The 13,719-nt window shown below is 31.0% G+C and carries 16 protein-coding genes; 5 read left to right on the top strand and 11 right to left on the bottom strand.

Annotation, left to right across the window (positions count from 1 at the left end):
• Positions 1-103: 103 nt before the first annotated feature.
• The 10 genes from Q4Q47_RS19360 to Q4Q47_RS19405 form a co-directional block, all read right to left on the bottom strand.
• A complete protein-coding gene (locus Q4Q47_RS19360) occupies positions 104-1,843 on the bottom strand; it encodes a T9SS type A sorting domain-containing protein (protein WP_303308291.1) in 1,740 nt (579 codons plus the stop codon).
• Between the two features lie 110 nt (positions 1,844-1,953).
• Positions 1,954-2,628 (bottom strand): hypothetical protein, encoded by a 675-nt coding sequence (locus Q4Q47_RS19365; RefSeq protein WP_303308292.1) that lies wholly within the window; start codon positions 2,626-2,628, stop codon positions 1,954-1,956.
• Between the two features lie 75 nt (positions 2,629-2,703).
• Positions 2,704-3,282 carry a Crp/Fnr family transcriptional regulator gene (locus tag Q4Q47_RS19370; RefSeq protein WP_303308293.1) on the bottom strand — a complete coding sequence of 193 codons (579 nt, stop codon included), beginning with the start codon at positions 3,280-3,282 and terminating at the stop codon, positions 2,704-2,706.
• A 141-nt stretch (positions 3,283-3,423) separates the two neighbouring features.
• Positions 3,424-6,006, bottom strand: a complete 2,583-nt coding sequence (locus Q4Q47_RS19375) for a DUF6923 family protein (RefSeq protein ID WP_303308294.1) — start codon at positions 6,004-6,006, stop codon at positions 3,424-3,426.
• A gap of 102 nt (positions 6,007-6,108) precedes the next feature.
• Positions 6,109-6,822: a LytR/AlgR family response regulator transcription factor gene (locus Q4Q47_RS19380; RefSeq protein ID WP_303308295.1), complete on the bottom strand. Its 714-nt coding sequence runs from the start codon at positions 6,820-6,822 to the stop codon at positions 6,109-6,111.
• 8 nt (positions 6,823-6,830) lie between these two features.
• Positions 6,831-7,151, bottom strand: coding sequence for an Hpt domain-containing protein (locus Q4Q47_RS19385; RefSeq protein ID WP_303308296.1), 321 nt, complete (start codon positions 7,149-7,151; stop codon positions 6,831-6,833).
• Positions 7,148-9,127, bottom strand: coding sequence for a PAS domain-containing sensor histidine kinase (locus Q4Q47_RS19390; protein WP_303308297.1), 1,980 nt, complete (start codon positions 9,125-9,127; stop codon positions 7,148-7,150). The genes Q4Q47_RS19385 and Q4Q47_RS19390 overlap by 4 nt, the downstream gene beginning before the upstream one ends.
• Positions 9,127-9,666, bottom strand: a complete 540-nt coding sequence (locus tag Q4Q47_RS19395; protein WP_303308298.1) for a heme NO-binding domain-containing protein — start codon at positions 9,664-9,666, stop codon at positions 9,127-9,129. Before Q4Q47_RS19395 ends, Q4Q47_RS19390 begins: the two co-directional genes overlap by 1 nt.
• 180 nt (positions 9,667-9,846) lie before the next feature.
• Entirely contained in the window at positions 9,847-10,260 is a 414-nt protein-coding gene (locus tag Q4Q47_RS19400) for a response regulator (RefSeq protein WP_303308299.1), read from the bottom strand.
• Between the two features lie 129 nt (positions 10,261-10,389).
• Positions 10,390-10,713, bottom strand: coding sequence for a hypothetical protein (locus Q4Q47_RS19405; protein ID WP_303308300.1), 324 nt, complete (start codon positions 10,711-10,713; stop codon positions 10,390-10,392).
• 226 nt (positions 10,714-10,939) lie between these two features.
• On the opposite strand from Q4Q47_RS19405, the gene Q4Q47_RS19410 reads away from it, so the two are divergent.
• From Q4Q47_RS19410 to Q4Q47_RS19430, 5 genes are all read left to right on the top strand, one after another.
• Complete coding sequence (locus tag Q4Q47_RS19410) at positions 10,940-11,374, top strand: RrF2 family transcriptional regulator (RefSeq protein ID WP_303308301.1); 435 nt, start codon at positions 10,940-10,942, stop codon at positions 11,372-11,374.
• Between the two features lie 48 nt (positions 11,375-11,422).
• On the top strand, positions 11,423-11,869 hold the full coding sequence (locus Q4Q47_RS19415) for a hypothetical protein (protein ID WP_303308302.1): 447 nt from the start codon (positions 11,423-11,425) through the stop codon (positions 11,867-11,869).
• Positions 11,856-12,182, top strand: coding sequence for a 2Fe-2S iron-sulfur cluster-binding protein (locus Q4Q47_RS19420; RefSeq protein WP_303308303.1), 327 nt, complete (start codon positions 11,856-11,858; stop codon positions 12,180-12,182). The genes Q4Q47_RS19415 and Q4Q47_RS19420 overlap by 14 nt, the downstream gene beginning before the upstream one ends.
• 4 nt (positions 12,183-12,186) lie before the next feature.
• Complete coding sequence (locus tag Q4Q47_RS19425) at positions 12,187-12,522, top strand: cupin domain-containing protein (protein ID WP_303308304.1); 336 nt, start codon at positions 12,187-12,189, stop codon at positions 12,520-12,522.
• Positions 12,523-12,710: 188 nt separating this feature from the next.
• Complete coding sequence (locus tag Q4Q47_RS19430; protein ID WP_303308305.1) at positions 12,711-12,992, top strand: hypothetical protein; 282 nt, start codon at positions 12,711-12,713, stop codon at positions 12,990-12,992.
• Between the two features lie 41 nt (positions 12,993-13,033).
• On the opposite strand, the gene Q4Q47_RS19435 is transcribed toward Q4Q47_RS19430, so the two are convergent.
• The gene (locus Q4Q47_RS19435; RefSeq protein WP_303308306.1) at positions 13,034-13,618 is read right to left on the bottom strand and encodes a DUF4202 domain-containing protein; all 585 of its coding nucleotides are present in this window, start codon (positions 13,616-13,618) and stop codon (positions 13,034-13,036) included.
• Between the last annotated feature and the right edge of the window lie 101 nt (positions 13,619-13,719).

Consider the following 13,719-nt stretch of genomic DNA (forward strand, 5'->3'; position numbering starts at 1 on the left):
GTCGCCATTAATCTAATCCATAGCTAGTGTTGTGTTATTTTTTACTATAAACTACCAAACAGGCTATCTTAAGCTACTGATAATTTATAACTAATAGTATACATTATTTCTTAATTACTTTTATTCTTTGAATTCCTTTCATGGTTTGTAAGCTTAATAAATAGGTCCCTTTTGATATATTATTAACATTAATAGATTCTAAATTGATATCCGTATTCTTTTTACTTAAAAGTTGTTTTCCATTTAAGTCATGTAAGGTGATAGTTTTTAATTTCAGACTGGTATTATTTTTAATACTAATCTCATCTGTTACTGGATTAGAAGTTATACTAAATGGAGTTGAGTGAACTGCAACATTATTTACTCCCAAAACAGATAGGGTCATTTTCATTACAAAAGCATCACTTCTACCACCAGATTGAAGTTCCAGAGTATTGCTGCTTCCCATACTAAAATCAACGATACCCTCAAAGATTCCGGAAATAATCAAATTGTTATTTAAATCCAGATTAGCATCATATACATTATCATTACCAGAACCACCAATCATTGTACTCCATACTATGGAACCGCTAGTAGTACTTAATTTAGCAAATATTAAATCTTGCTTATTAATAGTATAAGTGTCACTTCCAAAATTAAAAGTATTAGTAGAGCTTGTATCTCTTATATCTCCAACAAAATACAAATTGTTATTACTATCAATAGAAACAAAACCACCTTGTTCAGGATCTAAATAATCAGAAGTTAATGACCAAATACCAAAGGTTTTCACCCATTCAAAATGACCACTACCATCCAGTTTATGAATAAATTGTTTACTATCAACTGTATTTGGAGCAGGGATGGAAAATATACTTATACCTGGATCAAAATCAATATCATTTGGAGATCCTTGCCATACACCACTTGTGTAAACATTGCCATGAGTATCTACCGCTATAGAATGGCCAACTATATTATATGGATTTTTTAATTGTTTTGCCCAAACAAAATGGCCATCAGAATCAAGTTTTTGAATATAAGCATCATAGTTTATAGGAAAACCTGAAATAGACCCTGTTTCCTTCATAAGGAAAACGTTAGTACCATAATCAAAATCATTTTCTAAAAGGAAATAGCCCGTTAAAAAAATATTATTGCTATTATCAAAGGCAATATCTTTAGTAAAAGCTGTACCTGTAGAGTAAGCCCAAATAACATTTGCATTGTTATTGATTTTCACCAATCCTCCTGATAATGGCAAAGTAGGATCAGCTGATTGAATAGTAATACCCGGAGATAATGTTAGAGGATCCATAAATTGGATACTCAGGAGAATAGCTCCCATTTTATCGACCTCCATATCATGTACAAAATCATTTCCTGTATTACCAAAATTTTTGGCCCAGACAAAATCACCATCCTTATTAAGTTTTATTAGATAAATGTCGATGCTACCACTAGAAACTAAATTATACAGATTTCCGCTAGGATCTGCATCTAATACGCCTTCAAAAGTGCCACTAATAAAGACACCACCATCATTTGCAATAGAGATAGAAGATAAATATTCATTCCCAGAGCTACCAATGTTTTTAACCCACAAAAGACTTCCATTATGATCTCTTTTTTCTATAAAAACATCTTGTAACCCCTCATTGGGGATAGCATGACCTTCATTAGTTAAAATACTTGTATACACGCCAGCGGTATAAACATTCCCAGTAGCATCAACTTTTGAAAAAACATGGGTTTCTCCTTCTGAAGAACCATATGCAGCAGCCCAATTCGTAGTTTGAGCGTTGATTTTTATATTACTGATTAGTACTATAAATATAATTCTGATAAATTTATTGGGCATATTTTTAAGACTTGGGGTTCTTATGATAGTCTTTAAACGTTTCAAATAAAAAATACCCTCCGCTTTACACTCTTTTTTTGTGAAAATGCTTAAATAATGAATTTAACTATTTAAAATTTTGACTTATAAAATGCTCTTATACTAACCAAATGCGAAAACAAAACAATAGGAACAATTACAGTCGGAAGCCATACAAATGGAAAATAAGCCACACCAATATTGGGTTGATTTAATGCTAATTTTTGAAAAGGGGTTTGAGCACTTAAGATCGCTATTATCAAGATATTCAGAAGTAGCCCTAAACAAATACTATTCCAAAGCAAAAGTCCTTTGAAACCTACCCATTTTTTAACAAATACTAAGTAATAAATTATTGGTGCCGAAAGCCCAGAAAGGATATCGAAATTATAGCCTTCAAAAGTCATAAGATCTGGTAAAAGTCCTTCTAAAAAAACATAAAAGAGGATAATCTCAACAGGGATTCTAACCACGTGGAGCAATGTCAACCATTTTAAATTCAGGCTATCTGAAAACTTACGACCACTACTAGTAAAAAAAATGAATAACACAAAAAGAATTCCCGGACTAATGAGAAAAATAAACCTAGGAGGATAAACTTCCGTATTTCTGTAAAAACCTGATAAGCCGAGTAAACTTACAACAATCATCCAAATAATGATGCCAAAAAGGACTATCTTGCTCATGGAAGCTTTGTAAAAAAACCATAGGGTAGTCAATGTTGTAAGGATAAAACCTACTGTTACTAAATTTGATATTTCTGCCATAAATTAATTTTTTATGACACAAAATTCTGTAGAAATCAATAAATTCCACTTGACAAAAGGCAAGAAATGCACCATTTATGCTTTTCTTCTCAACCTGCTTAGCGTACTATCTGTAATACCTAAATAAGAGGCTATATATTTTAAGGGAGAATGTTTCATAATTTGTGGCTTAGTCGTTAATAATTCCTGATAACGTTGTTCTGCTGTGCGGTTGATCATACCATAGTTTCGTTTTTTAGAAGCCATAAACTCTTTGACTAAAATGGCGCGTCCAAAATCGCGAAAAGCAGGTTTTTGGTGAAAAAGCGTGTTCAGTTCCTGATAAGAAATCTTGAATCCGACACAATCTGTTATAGCCTGAATATTAGCTTCTGATGTAACTCCATTAAAAAAGGAGGTCACTTCGAAAACCATATTATTTTCAAGGAAAAAATCTGTTGTTATTTCATTACCCTCTAGATCAAAAAGAAAAGTACGCATGAGCCCTTTTTCTAAATAAACATAATCATCGCTTATAGTCTTCTCTCGCAATAGAAAATCACCTTTCTTAAATTGAACGGAGTCAAAGCTACGGGCTATTTCCTGTGCTTCTATTAGCGGAATAGGAACAATCCGCAGAATAAAATTTGTTAACGAATCTCTGTCTTGGTTCATTGGTAATATTGTAGAGTATTAAGAAGAAACATAGCCAATCATAGTTATTGTTACAACAAAACTAAATTACTACATAAAACAAAAAGAGGCAAAAAACTTCATGTCTTTTACCTCTTAAATAGAAATCAGAGTAGCTATCAATTATTCTATGAGTAGTTTTATCGTTTTATAAGTTTTTCTCTTACTTTTTATTTTACAGAAATACAATCCTGAACTTAAGCCTGTTCTTTCAAGTTTCATTTCATTTTTACCTTTAACAGCTTCATGCGTCATCGTTTTAACCAATCCACCTAATTGACTGTAAACCACCAACTCAACCCTTTCAGAATTCTGGCTTGAAAAATGTATGGTTGTACTAGACTCCATAGGGTTTGGTGACGCAAATGTTTTATTCAACTCATCCTCTGTTTTAAATGAGTCCACCGAAAGTGTACTACTAGTTGAAAAACGTAACTGTTGCAAAGTCATTTCTTTAGTTTCTATATCACCGGTTTCAGCTAGCATGGTAAACACTATAGAGGTTACGTCATTCACTTCAAAATCATTACCGTTAATGGATTTAAATTCAGAAAATGGAATACTATAGTCTTGTAATTCATTAGTTAATGAAATACTGGTTTTATACTGTTCTTTCCAGTTGCTCACACCTTCCTTAACCAATCTAACAATTAATGCTCCTGTTCCTTTCGCTTTAAACTGCAAGCTATTATAATCTGATAAATCTATAGGGTTAAACTTTGGTGTTAAGGCTCTATAAGCTGCAATATACTCACTGGTATTGGCTGCTAATTCTATATTACGTTCAATAGGAAACTCATCGTCATTAAATTCTTCTTTATTAGGCTCTACTTTGTATACGTTAACCATTGTACTTGGTGCTGCATCATCATATCCCCAAGGGCCGTCAGACATAAACAAATCATCTGGTGTAGCGATACCATCACCTATTCTAAAACCAATATCAAATAGGTTACCTGCATCTACTTCTATATTCGTAATGTAGTTGCCATCTAAATCTAAAGTTGACGATACATACTCTACAGTATTGGTTTCTGTAGCCCTTAATCCACCATCAAATTTAACAGCTTCACTCCTATTCGTATTCACAATTTGTAATTCCAGCTTTCCATGATGATATTTACCTTTTCTAACAAAAACCGTTGGTGGTGTTGAGTTATTATAACTCGTTACTGGCTTTTGAACATCTAATAGTCGTACCACTTCTTCTCCAAGACGTAATAAATCATCTAAAGAATTGGACCAGATTTGGAAATTATAGAATGGTACATTGTTTTCATATTTATCTAAATTCCAATGGCTTTCAACTTCGAAGTTAGTACCACTGTTTATTGGTTTTGCTGATAAACTCAGTACGAATTCCAGAGAACCATCGATATTTCTAATCAATGCTTTTATAAATTTTTGTTCTTTGATTTCTATGGTTGATACCGAAATTAGCTCAGCTCCCAATAGCCTATCGCAAATATATTTAGTGTGTTCGTATACACCTTTGTCAGTTTTAAGAACAAGTATTGATGCTACAGCTTCGTCTGCTTTCATATAATCTACAGAATATATCTCGGTAGCATTGGTAATGCTTAATAAATCTATTGGAGATGATTCTATGACATGGTCTTCATTTAAAATTTCCAATGGTACAAAATCTGATAATTGTAATCCGGTTTTACTAGTTTTTTTACCATACTTAGCAGATTTTGTAAATCGCTTTGCAGACACTTTATCAAATTTGTAATTGTTCTTAGCACGGTCAAAGTTTCTCTTATTAATCTGCTCAGACAATCTATTATTACTTTCCAATCCTCCTGAATTACCACTCGATGTTGGTGCTTCAATAACAGGACAAGCTGCATAACCAGAACATGAAGGATCTTCACAATCTACTAAGCCGTCACCATCATCATCAATACCATTCGTACAATCTTCTTGTGGTACGGGAGCCGTTGGACAACGAGCACCATCATTTTGAGAACTTGAAGGACCAAAAGCGAACAGATTTGAGTCCATATTATTGGTGCCGTCTAAATCTTGTACGTTTTGTATAACATAAATAGTTCCAGTTTGATTAGCAGATACATAAAAACGACCAGACGCATCAAAATAAACGGCACCATAAGTGTAATTTAAGCCTGATAAGATTGGGACTTCACCTAAACTTTCCACAGTGCCGCTTTCTGCTTCTATACGATATAGTATATTGGTTTTCTTTTCTACGGTATATAATTTACCATCCACGGCATTGAATGCCCAGTCATGAATGCTTATACTTTTTGATAAATCTTTTGTTGTTATATAACTTCCATAATTATCAGAATCTGGGTTTAGGTCTATCGCATAATAAGGTGTTCCTCCACCTTTTAAATAATAAACCCCTTCTGCACTGACATCTCCAATATATCTGCCATTAGTTGGCAACTCATCTACATAAAACGTAAGGGTCGAGAAGTCTTTACCTATTCTAACTATAGATTTTGCTGGATAACTTAACGAACCCCAGATAAATCCATCTGTAGGGTTGTACGCAGCAGCGTTAATAGTTCCTTCTGTTACATCGGTTGCTACTGTATATGAATTCCCAGAGGCCAAGTCAATAGCATACACATCGTTGTATTGGAATAAGTAAGCATTATAATCACAATTAAATGGTATGTCTTGTGTATATACACTCGTGTAAATAAGCACAAGTAATAGTAATATTTTTTTCATAATAGTTGTATTTAATATTACAAAACTATATGACTAAAAGTGCTTAAATTTTAATTTTCGGTGGATGGAAATTAAGTGTAGACGAATGGAAAGGCTAAGTTGTTAAAGCAAATTCAAACGCTTCATTAACTCAGGTCTATTGGAACGACTTACAGGAATGACGTCTTTTTTTATGAGTACACTGTTATCTTCAATATCAATAATTTTTTTAATATTGATAATGTATGAACGATGTACTTTAAGGAATAATGAATCTGGTAATTTCTCCTCAATCTTTTTTAAGGTAGAATGCACCGTATAATTTTTCTCTTCAGTTTTCACATTGATATAATCCCCTTTGGCTTCAATAAGGTAAATACTGGGAATATCCAGCTTTATTAAACGCCTGTCTATATTTATATACAAATCATTACCAGAAGCAGTTTCTACAGCATCTGCTGGTTCTGTATTTTTAACAGTTTCTGACGTTGTTGCTTTTGCTTTTTGTATAGCCTTTTCAAACCTTGGTAAGGTTATGGGTTTTACCAAATAATCTACAATACAATCATATTCAAAAGCTTCAATCGCAAAATTGGCATCCGAAGTCGTTAAAATTATTTTTGGTGGATTTTTTAAGGTTTGAATAAAGTCAAACCCCGTAAAATCTGGCATATGTATATCTAAAAAGATAAGATCTACATTATTCTGATTTAAATATTTAATAGCTTCAATCGCATTTGGAAATTCTTCAAGAATGTTTAAACTTGGAATATTTGTACAGAGTTGAGAGATAATAGCTCTGGCTGTAGCTTCGTCATCAATAATAATACAATTCATAAAAGTGGTTATATGGTCTCTAAAAAGTCCGTTATAAGCTGCAAAATGGTATCAAATTCGGCTTTACCAACGACACTATGGTCTTTTAAATTATTTTCAAAATCTGCAGCTATAGCATAACTTTTTTCAAGTCCTAAAATACTAATTTTATGCTTAAGTTTGTGTACATTTTCTGCTGATTCTTTAAAGTTTTTAGCTTCAATGTTTTTAAAATAAACTTCTTTTTCATCTGGAAACTCCCTTTTAATAATAGTTATCAACTTCTCTTTAAAAGCTTCATCTCCACCTGAAAGGGTATTTATATATGATAAATTAGGCTGTTCTATCATTTCTTCTTAAGTGTAAAATAAAATGTCGTGCCTTTTCCTGCTTCGGAATCAATCCAAATTTCTCCTTGGTATAAATCAATGATTTTCTTAACTATAGAAAGTCCAACACCTGTTGATTTTTTACTTGTATTAAGAGAATGGAATATTTTAAAAATCTTATCATGATATTCCTTTTTAATACCAACGCCATTATCTTTTATTGAAAATTGATAAAATGATTTTTGTTCTAATACATCAATTTCAATAAGACCTTTCTCTTTATCATTAAACTTGACACCGTTGCTTATTAAATTTTGAAATAGCTGCTTAAACTTCGTTTTATCTCCTTCTATTATCGGTAGCTTGTTAAGCACATTTATAGAAATATGTTCTGGTACAAATAGTATTTTTTTGAGCTCACTGACTATGACATTTAAATCTACAGGTTCTTTTTCGGGCATCTCAGAACCAATACTAGAATACAACAAAACATCAGAAATAAGTTGTTCCATCTTCTCTAATGTCGTTTCTATAAGTTCAAAATTCTGAATACTCACAGCATCCAACTTCCCTTTATTATCTTCTTTTATCCAGTTAACCAGAGCGTCTATACTTCGTAATGGTGACTTTAAATCATGCGACACTATATGTGCATATTCTTGTAACTCATCATTACTTTTTTCAAGTTTTAATAGTAATTTTTCTTTTTGAAGTTCTAATTTTTTAATATCGGTAATATCTAAATGTACCCCTATTGAACCTACTAATTCTCCATTTAAATTATAATTTGGGGCTCCACTTATTAACCAATGTCTATCATCTCCTAATTTATTTTTAACTTTTATTTCGTACGAGTGTGATTCCCCTTTACGACGCTTTAAATCTTTAGTTTCTATGACTTCTGTATTTTCTTTTGTTAAAAATAATTCTTTACCAGTTTTTCCAATAATTTCTTTTTCTGAATATCCAGACATTTCAGAAAAACTCTGATTAATCATTAATATTTTACCCTTATTATCAGCTTCAACCAAGCCTAAATTCATATTAGCAATAATGCTACTATATTTTTGTTTTTGAGCTTCTAAACTTTCGCTATACTTTCGTTTTAAAGTCACATCTCTATAACTCCATAAATGGCCTTTATATTCATGATTTTTAAAAATAGGAATATAGTCGCGTTCTAAAATTTTACCGTCAACCATTTTAATTTCATCACCTAAAACAGTGGTTCTTTTATTTAGAGTATCATTAATTTTTGATATAAAGTTTTCTGCATCTACAAATAGATTTTTGCTTTGTTCTGCTGCATTCGAACAATCTTGCCCTATCATTAATTCCGGAGATATAGGAATATTAAACAATTCACAGAATTTCTTGTTTGTCAGTACTATTTTTCTATTCTCATCTTCAAGTAAAACACCACTATCTAAATTGAGAATAAGCGTTGATAACCTGTTTTCAGATTCTATCAATTGCTCTTCATTTTGTTTCGCTATAGTTATATCTCTAACAATACCTTGTGCAGCGACTGGCACTCCTTTATCATAAATAACACTGGCATTAACATGAACCAATTTAGATTCATTCTTCTTCGTAACTATATTTAGAAAAAAATCTGTAATTGAACCTTTTTTCAGTAAAGATTTAAATGAGTCTGTGACGCGTTGTACCTCTGTAGGAGCTGCCATTTTCATTAGATTAAAATTTTCCTTGGCATTATCAAACCCTAACAAATCTACAGCAGCATCATTCATTTTAAGAATATATCCTTGAAGATCTATAATAACATAAGCATCAACAATATTTTCAAAAACACCTTGTAGCTGAGAATCTGTTTTATCTAGTAGTGCTTCTAACTCCGAATAAGATTTTTCTAACTTTTGTTTGGCATCATATAATTCCGCCGCCTTATCTTCAAGAATTTTTTCTGCTTGTTTTCTGGCAGCTTTTTCACGTGCAAGTGCACGTTTTAGCATGTCAATGTTATCTTGACTCATTAGTTTTTATTAATTAAAAACTTAACCTCGGTTCCGTCTTCTTTTATTTTTTCTAACTCAATAGTGGCAGTCGAGTTAAAATGTTCGAACGTTTTGTTCATTAACCCTAAACCAAAATGGTGCATAGCTCTACTCGATTTATAAATCATTACGAGTGAATTATCTGATTTTTCAAGAACTTCAAAAGTTGGTAATTCTGCATCTGGATAAATTTTCCTAACCTCCACATGAATATGATTCTCAATAGATGCTAACATCTCTATGGGATCTTTGTAAGTAACTAAAAGCCCTGGGTAGCTATCTTTTAAAACACCAAAAAAGTGTTCCGCATAGACTAATAATAAATCGTCAATTTTAATATTTGTACGGGCACTTAAATGTTGAAGTAATTGGAGCATTTCAGAGAATTTATAGGTGCCGACGGCAGTATAAACGCCTTCGGACTCTAACTCAGATTGCGATATAATAGTATCGACCATTTCTAAGCCAAATTTTTCTTCAACAAGATCTAAAAACTCTGTAAATACAATACCTTTCATACGTTTAAATTTTATAATTGAAATAATCGTTAATTAAATATTAAGAATGTATGTAGCCCAGCAATCTCTCACTAAACCTATCTTTTTAAACATTCCTTTTTATGAATGTTTTTTTAAAATTTAATAAAGATTTTTTTGAAACCGGCTATCCCCGAGGCAAGCCTCGGAGAATTTTTTTGATTAAATTTTTATTAATTCATTAATACTCCAATAAGCAAGTAGGTTTTTTATTTTGGTAACGTAATCTTCATATTTTAAAGGCTTTAAAACATAACCTGCAATACCTAACTTATAACATTCTAATAAATCCTTTTGATTATTAGAGGTTGTTAATACAATAGCAGGGATATGTCTTAAATTTTCATCCTTTTTTAAAATAGACAAAAATTCTATACCATTAATTTTTGGCATGTTTAAATCTAATAAAATTATGTGAGGTAATTCGTATTTTTTTTCTAAAATATTTAAAGCTTCTTCTCCATTATGGGCTTCTATAATATTATGATCAAGGTTTAGAGACGCTACGACCCTATTTAATTTCATAACTTCAATCATATCATCTTCAATAAGGAGAATTTTCAAATTATTTTTCATTACTTACAATTTAGTTGCATGTAAAAATAATCTAATAGGGTAAAATGATAGCTTTACTTCGTTAGATTCAATTTAAGTGTAGGTGAATCGCAATTAAGTGTCGACGAATGGTTTTTTGTATTTCAAAGATCAGGCTGCATCTAGCCTTAGAGTGCTTGTCAAGCTAATAGTATTTCTCTGAGCACTAAGCTTATTGTGTTCTAAACCTCTTAAGAAAGAGAGTGAAAAGAAACGCAACTGCTTATCATTTAAATTTAATTCTAAATGATTTATAAATTCTAATTGCTTTAATCGCTTATTCAAAACAACTTCTTCTTGTTGTTTTATTTTAGAATGAGCTTGAAATCTCTGAGAATCAGGTTTTCTTTCTATAAACTCAGGCTTGTTATTTTTTGAATTATAAGTAAAGGTCTTAATTATTTTGTCCAATTTGGAATAGAGAGAATTTTTCATTTGTAAATAATTCAAGTTAATATTTCAGTGAATTAATTAAGGTAAATTTAGATTTGAAATGAATTGGATTTATAAAAATTCTTCAAACGAAAGTATTACTAAGGTAAAATAAAACGAAGTGTCGACGAATGGGATTTTGTATAGGTTTTGAAAATACTTTTTTATAAAGGATAAATTTGTCCGTTATAAAATTTAGAATTACATTTGTATTATAATAATAGACAATATGTTTTCAAAATCTTGTGAATATGGGCTTAGAGCAATCATTTATATTGCTCAACAAACTAACCTAAACAATAAGGTGAGTTTGATGACCATATCAGAAGAAATCAATTCTCCTCAAGCTTTTACAGCGAAGATTTTACAACAATTAACTCGAAATAATATTGTAAGATCTATTAAAGGACCACATGGTGGATTTGTAATTGAACCAGAAAAAATGCAAACTAAAATTAGTGAGGTCGTTTTCTTATTTGATGGTGATAGTATTTATAATGGTTGTGGACTAGGTTTAAAACAATGTGACGCCAACTCTCCTTGCCCATTACATCATAAATTTATTGAAATTCGTAATGATCTGAAAACCATGTTAGAGAAAACAACACTTGAAATACTAGTTAATGAGATGAATGATAACGACATGGTTTGGCTGAAGCGGTAAGAGAAAAAATTTAAACTAATAAAGGATAAAAAGATCCTTTTATCTGTTATGAAACAAAAACATATAAATATAAACATAGCAACGACATATATATGGATTGGTTTTGTATGTGCCATAAGCTTTATGGAAGCTTGGTTAAAATTTCTAGCTCCAGGTATTGATACAAAACTAGGTCTGGGCATTAGGCAACTTGTATTTGCTGCTTTAAATAAGGTGGAAATAGTATGTGCTATAATTATTTCTGTTATGTTTTTATTAAAGAATTACTTACCTCCTACTTCCTTCATTATAGTTGTGGTCATACTGTTATTACAATCTATATGGTTCTTGCCATATTTAGATGAACGTGCTGATCATATAATTAATGGGTTGCAAGTACCTGAAAGTAATATTCATGTACTGTTTGTCATCCTGGAAATTAGCAAAATTGTGGGATTAAACATTTTTGGGATTAAAATTTTAAAGAAAAAACAATATGAGCATGAATCAAATTAATATCATAGATTCTTACAACGAAATATACAAAATCCCTTATCGACAATTTGAATACCCAAACCTCATGGAGTTAATCATAGACAATTTGTATGATGATATAGGAGGGTGCTTAGGTAGAGGTTTATGTGGTACTTGTCATGTAGAATTGGTTTCCGGATCAATGAATGTACCCATACATCCAAGTGAAAAAGAAACCCTTTCTAAAATAAATAGTTCAAACAAAAACAGTCGATTGGCTTGTCAAATCATTTTAGATGAGAAAATAAATAACATGACTTTTAAAATTAAAACTGAAGATAATATAAACTTATAAAATTATGAACACAGCATCTTTATTAGATAACATTACTTATCAAGAAAACGGCAAACCAACTGTAACTGTTTTATTAAAAACAAGCAGTACAAAGGAAGTTAGAATTGTTATGAAAACAGGGCAATTCATGAAAGAACATACAGCCCCCTTCCCAATCATTATAGAACTATTTGACGGTTCTATAGACTTTGGTGTCAACGGTAAAAACCAAGATCTAAAAAAAGGAGATATGATAGCACTTGATGCTAACGTACCGCATGATTTAACCTGTATTTCTAATTGTATCATTCGTTTATCAATCTCTGTACTTGATGGCGTAGAACGTATTAAAAGCATCTAGAAAAAATAAATTAATACCAAATGAATTTTAAAATGATTGATAATAAATTTGAATTATATTTTCTTTAGATGATATAGAAAACATAAGCATAGCCTTAGTTACGGTTTTATTTTATATTGAAATAGAAACGAAATAGAAACGAATTTAATCGATTATTTTGAAGTTTATTTAGTATAAACATAATACTTATGAAACTCTATAAAAATTATTTAAACGAATACGAAAAAGGACTCATGGGTTATTCAACTATAGCAATTATAGGACAAAGTTGTTTAGGTTCTATAGCTGTCATGTTTTTATTTATGAATGACATGTCTGGTCTCCAATCCTTTCAACTCTTTTTGGTTACCATATGCTGTCTCTTTTATAACGGAGCTATTTTATCTCAGCAAAAAGCAAAAATAAGTTTTAACCTTCTTATTATCAGCATTGTTGTAAGCTTATTAGTAATAGCTATCAATCTTATTTGATTGATAGCTATTACTATTTTATAATAAATGCTTTATACTTTTTAATCGATCGCCTGTTTTATTAAAGACAAACTTTTATCTGAAAAGTTAAGTTGTAAGGCTGCTTCATGCCCTTTGTCTGACATTTTAATCCAGGTTTTTTTTAGGATATTTATAATTTTTTCATCGTCATGCTTTGCAACAAACTCTTCAAAATAATAATCTAAAAAAACCAAACAAATAGTATCTTCTAAAACTTGAGATTCTTCATTTTTCTTAATAAATTTTTTATTTATCAATGAAGATACTCTATCAATAAATGAGGTATCATATCCTACCTGATTAAGAATTTCGGTAGTTAATTCTGCATGCATTTTTTTTAGAGTTTCTCGCCATTTTAAATATCCAATCCTATCCATGGGGTATTCATCTCTTGCTATCTTCCAACGGCAAATATGTTGTGCACGCGCAGCTATTTGAAGGGCTCGTGATGCATTTGGATTAAACTGCAATAATTTTCGAGACATGCGCAGCGAATATAATAACTCCTTTGGATAGTTTAAACCAAAAACCTGATACGTATTAATATCTTCAGAGTTTTTTTTATCTATTAATGCTATAGTTGTTTCAAATCTTGTGGGCTTCATTTTATTAAGTATTTTGAACTATTCTCTATTTTGTTTTACACACAAAGGTTAAGATTAGTTCATTAATCTGAAAAGACAATATACACATTTCCGTTTTAAAT

This window comes from Flavivirga spongiicola (assembly GCF_030540825.1).
Classification (GTDB): Bacteria; Bacteroidota; Bacteroidia; order Flavobacteriales; family Flavobacteriaceae; genus Flavivirga; species Flavivirga spongiicola.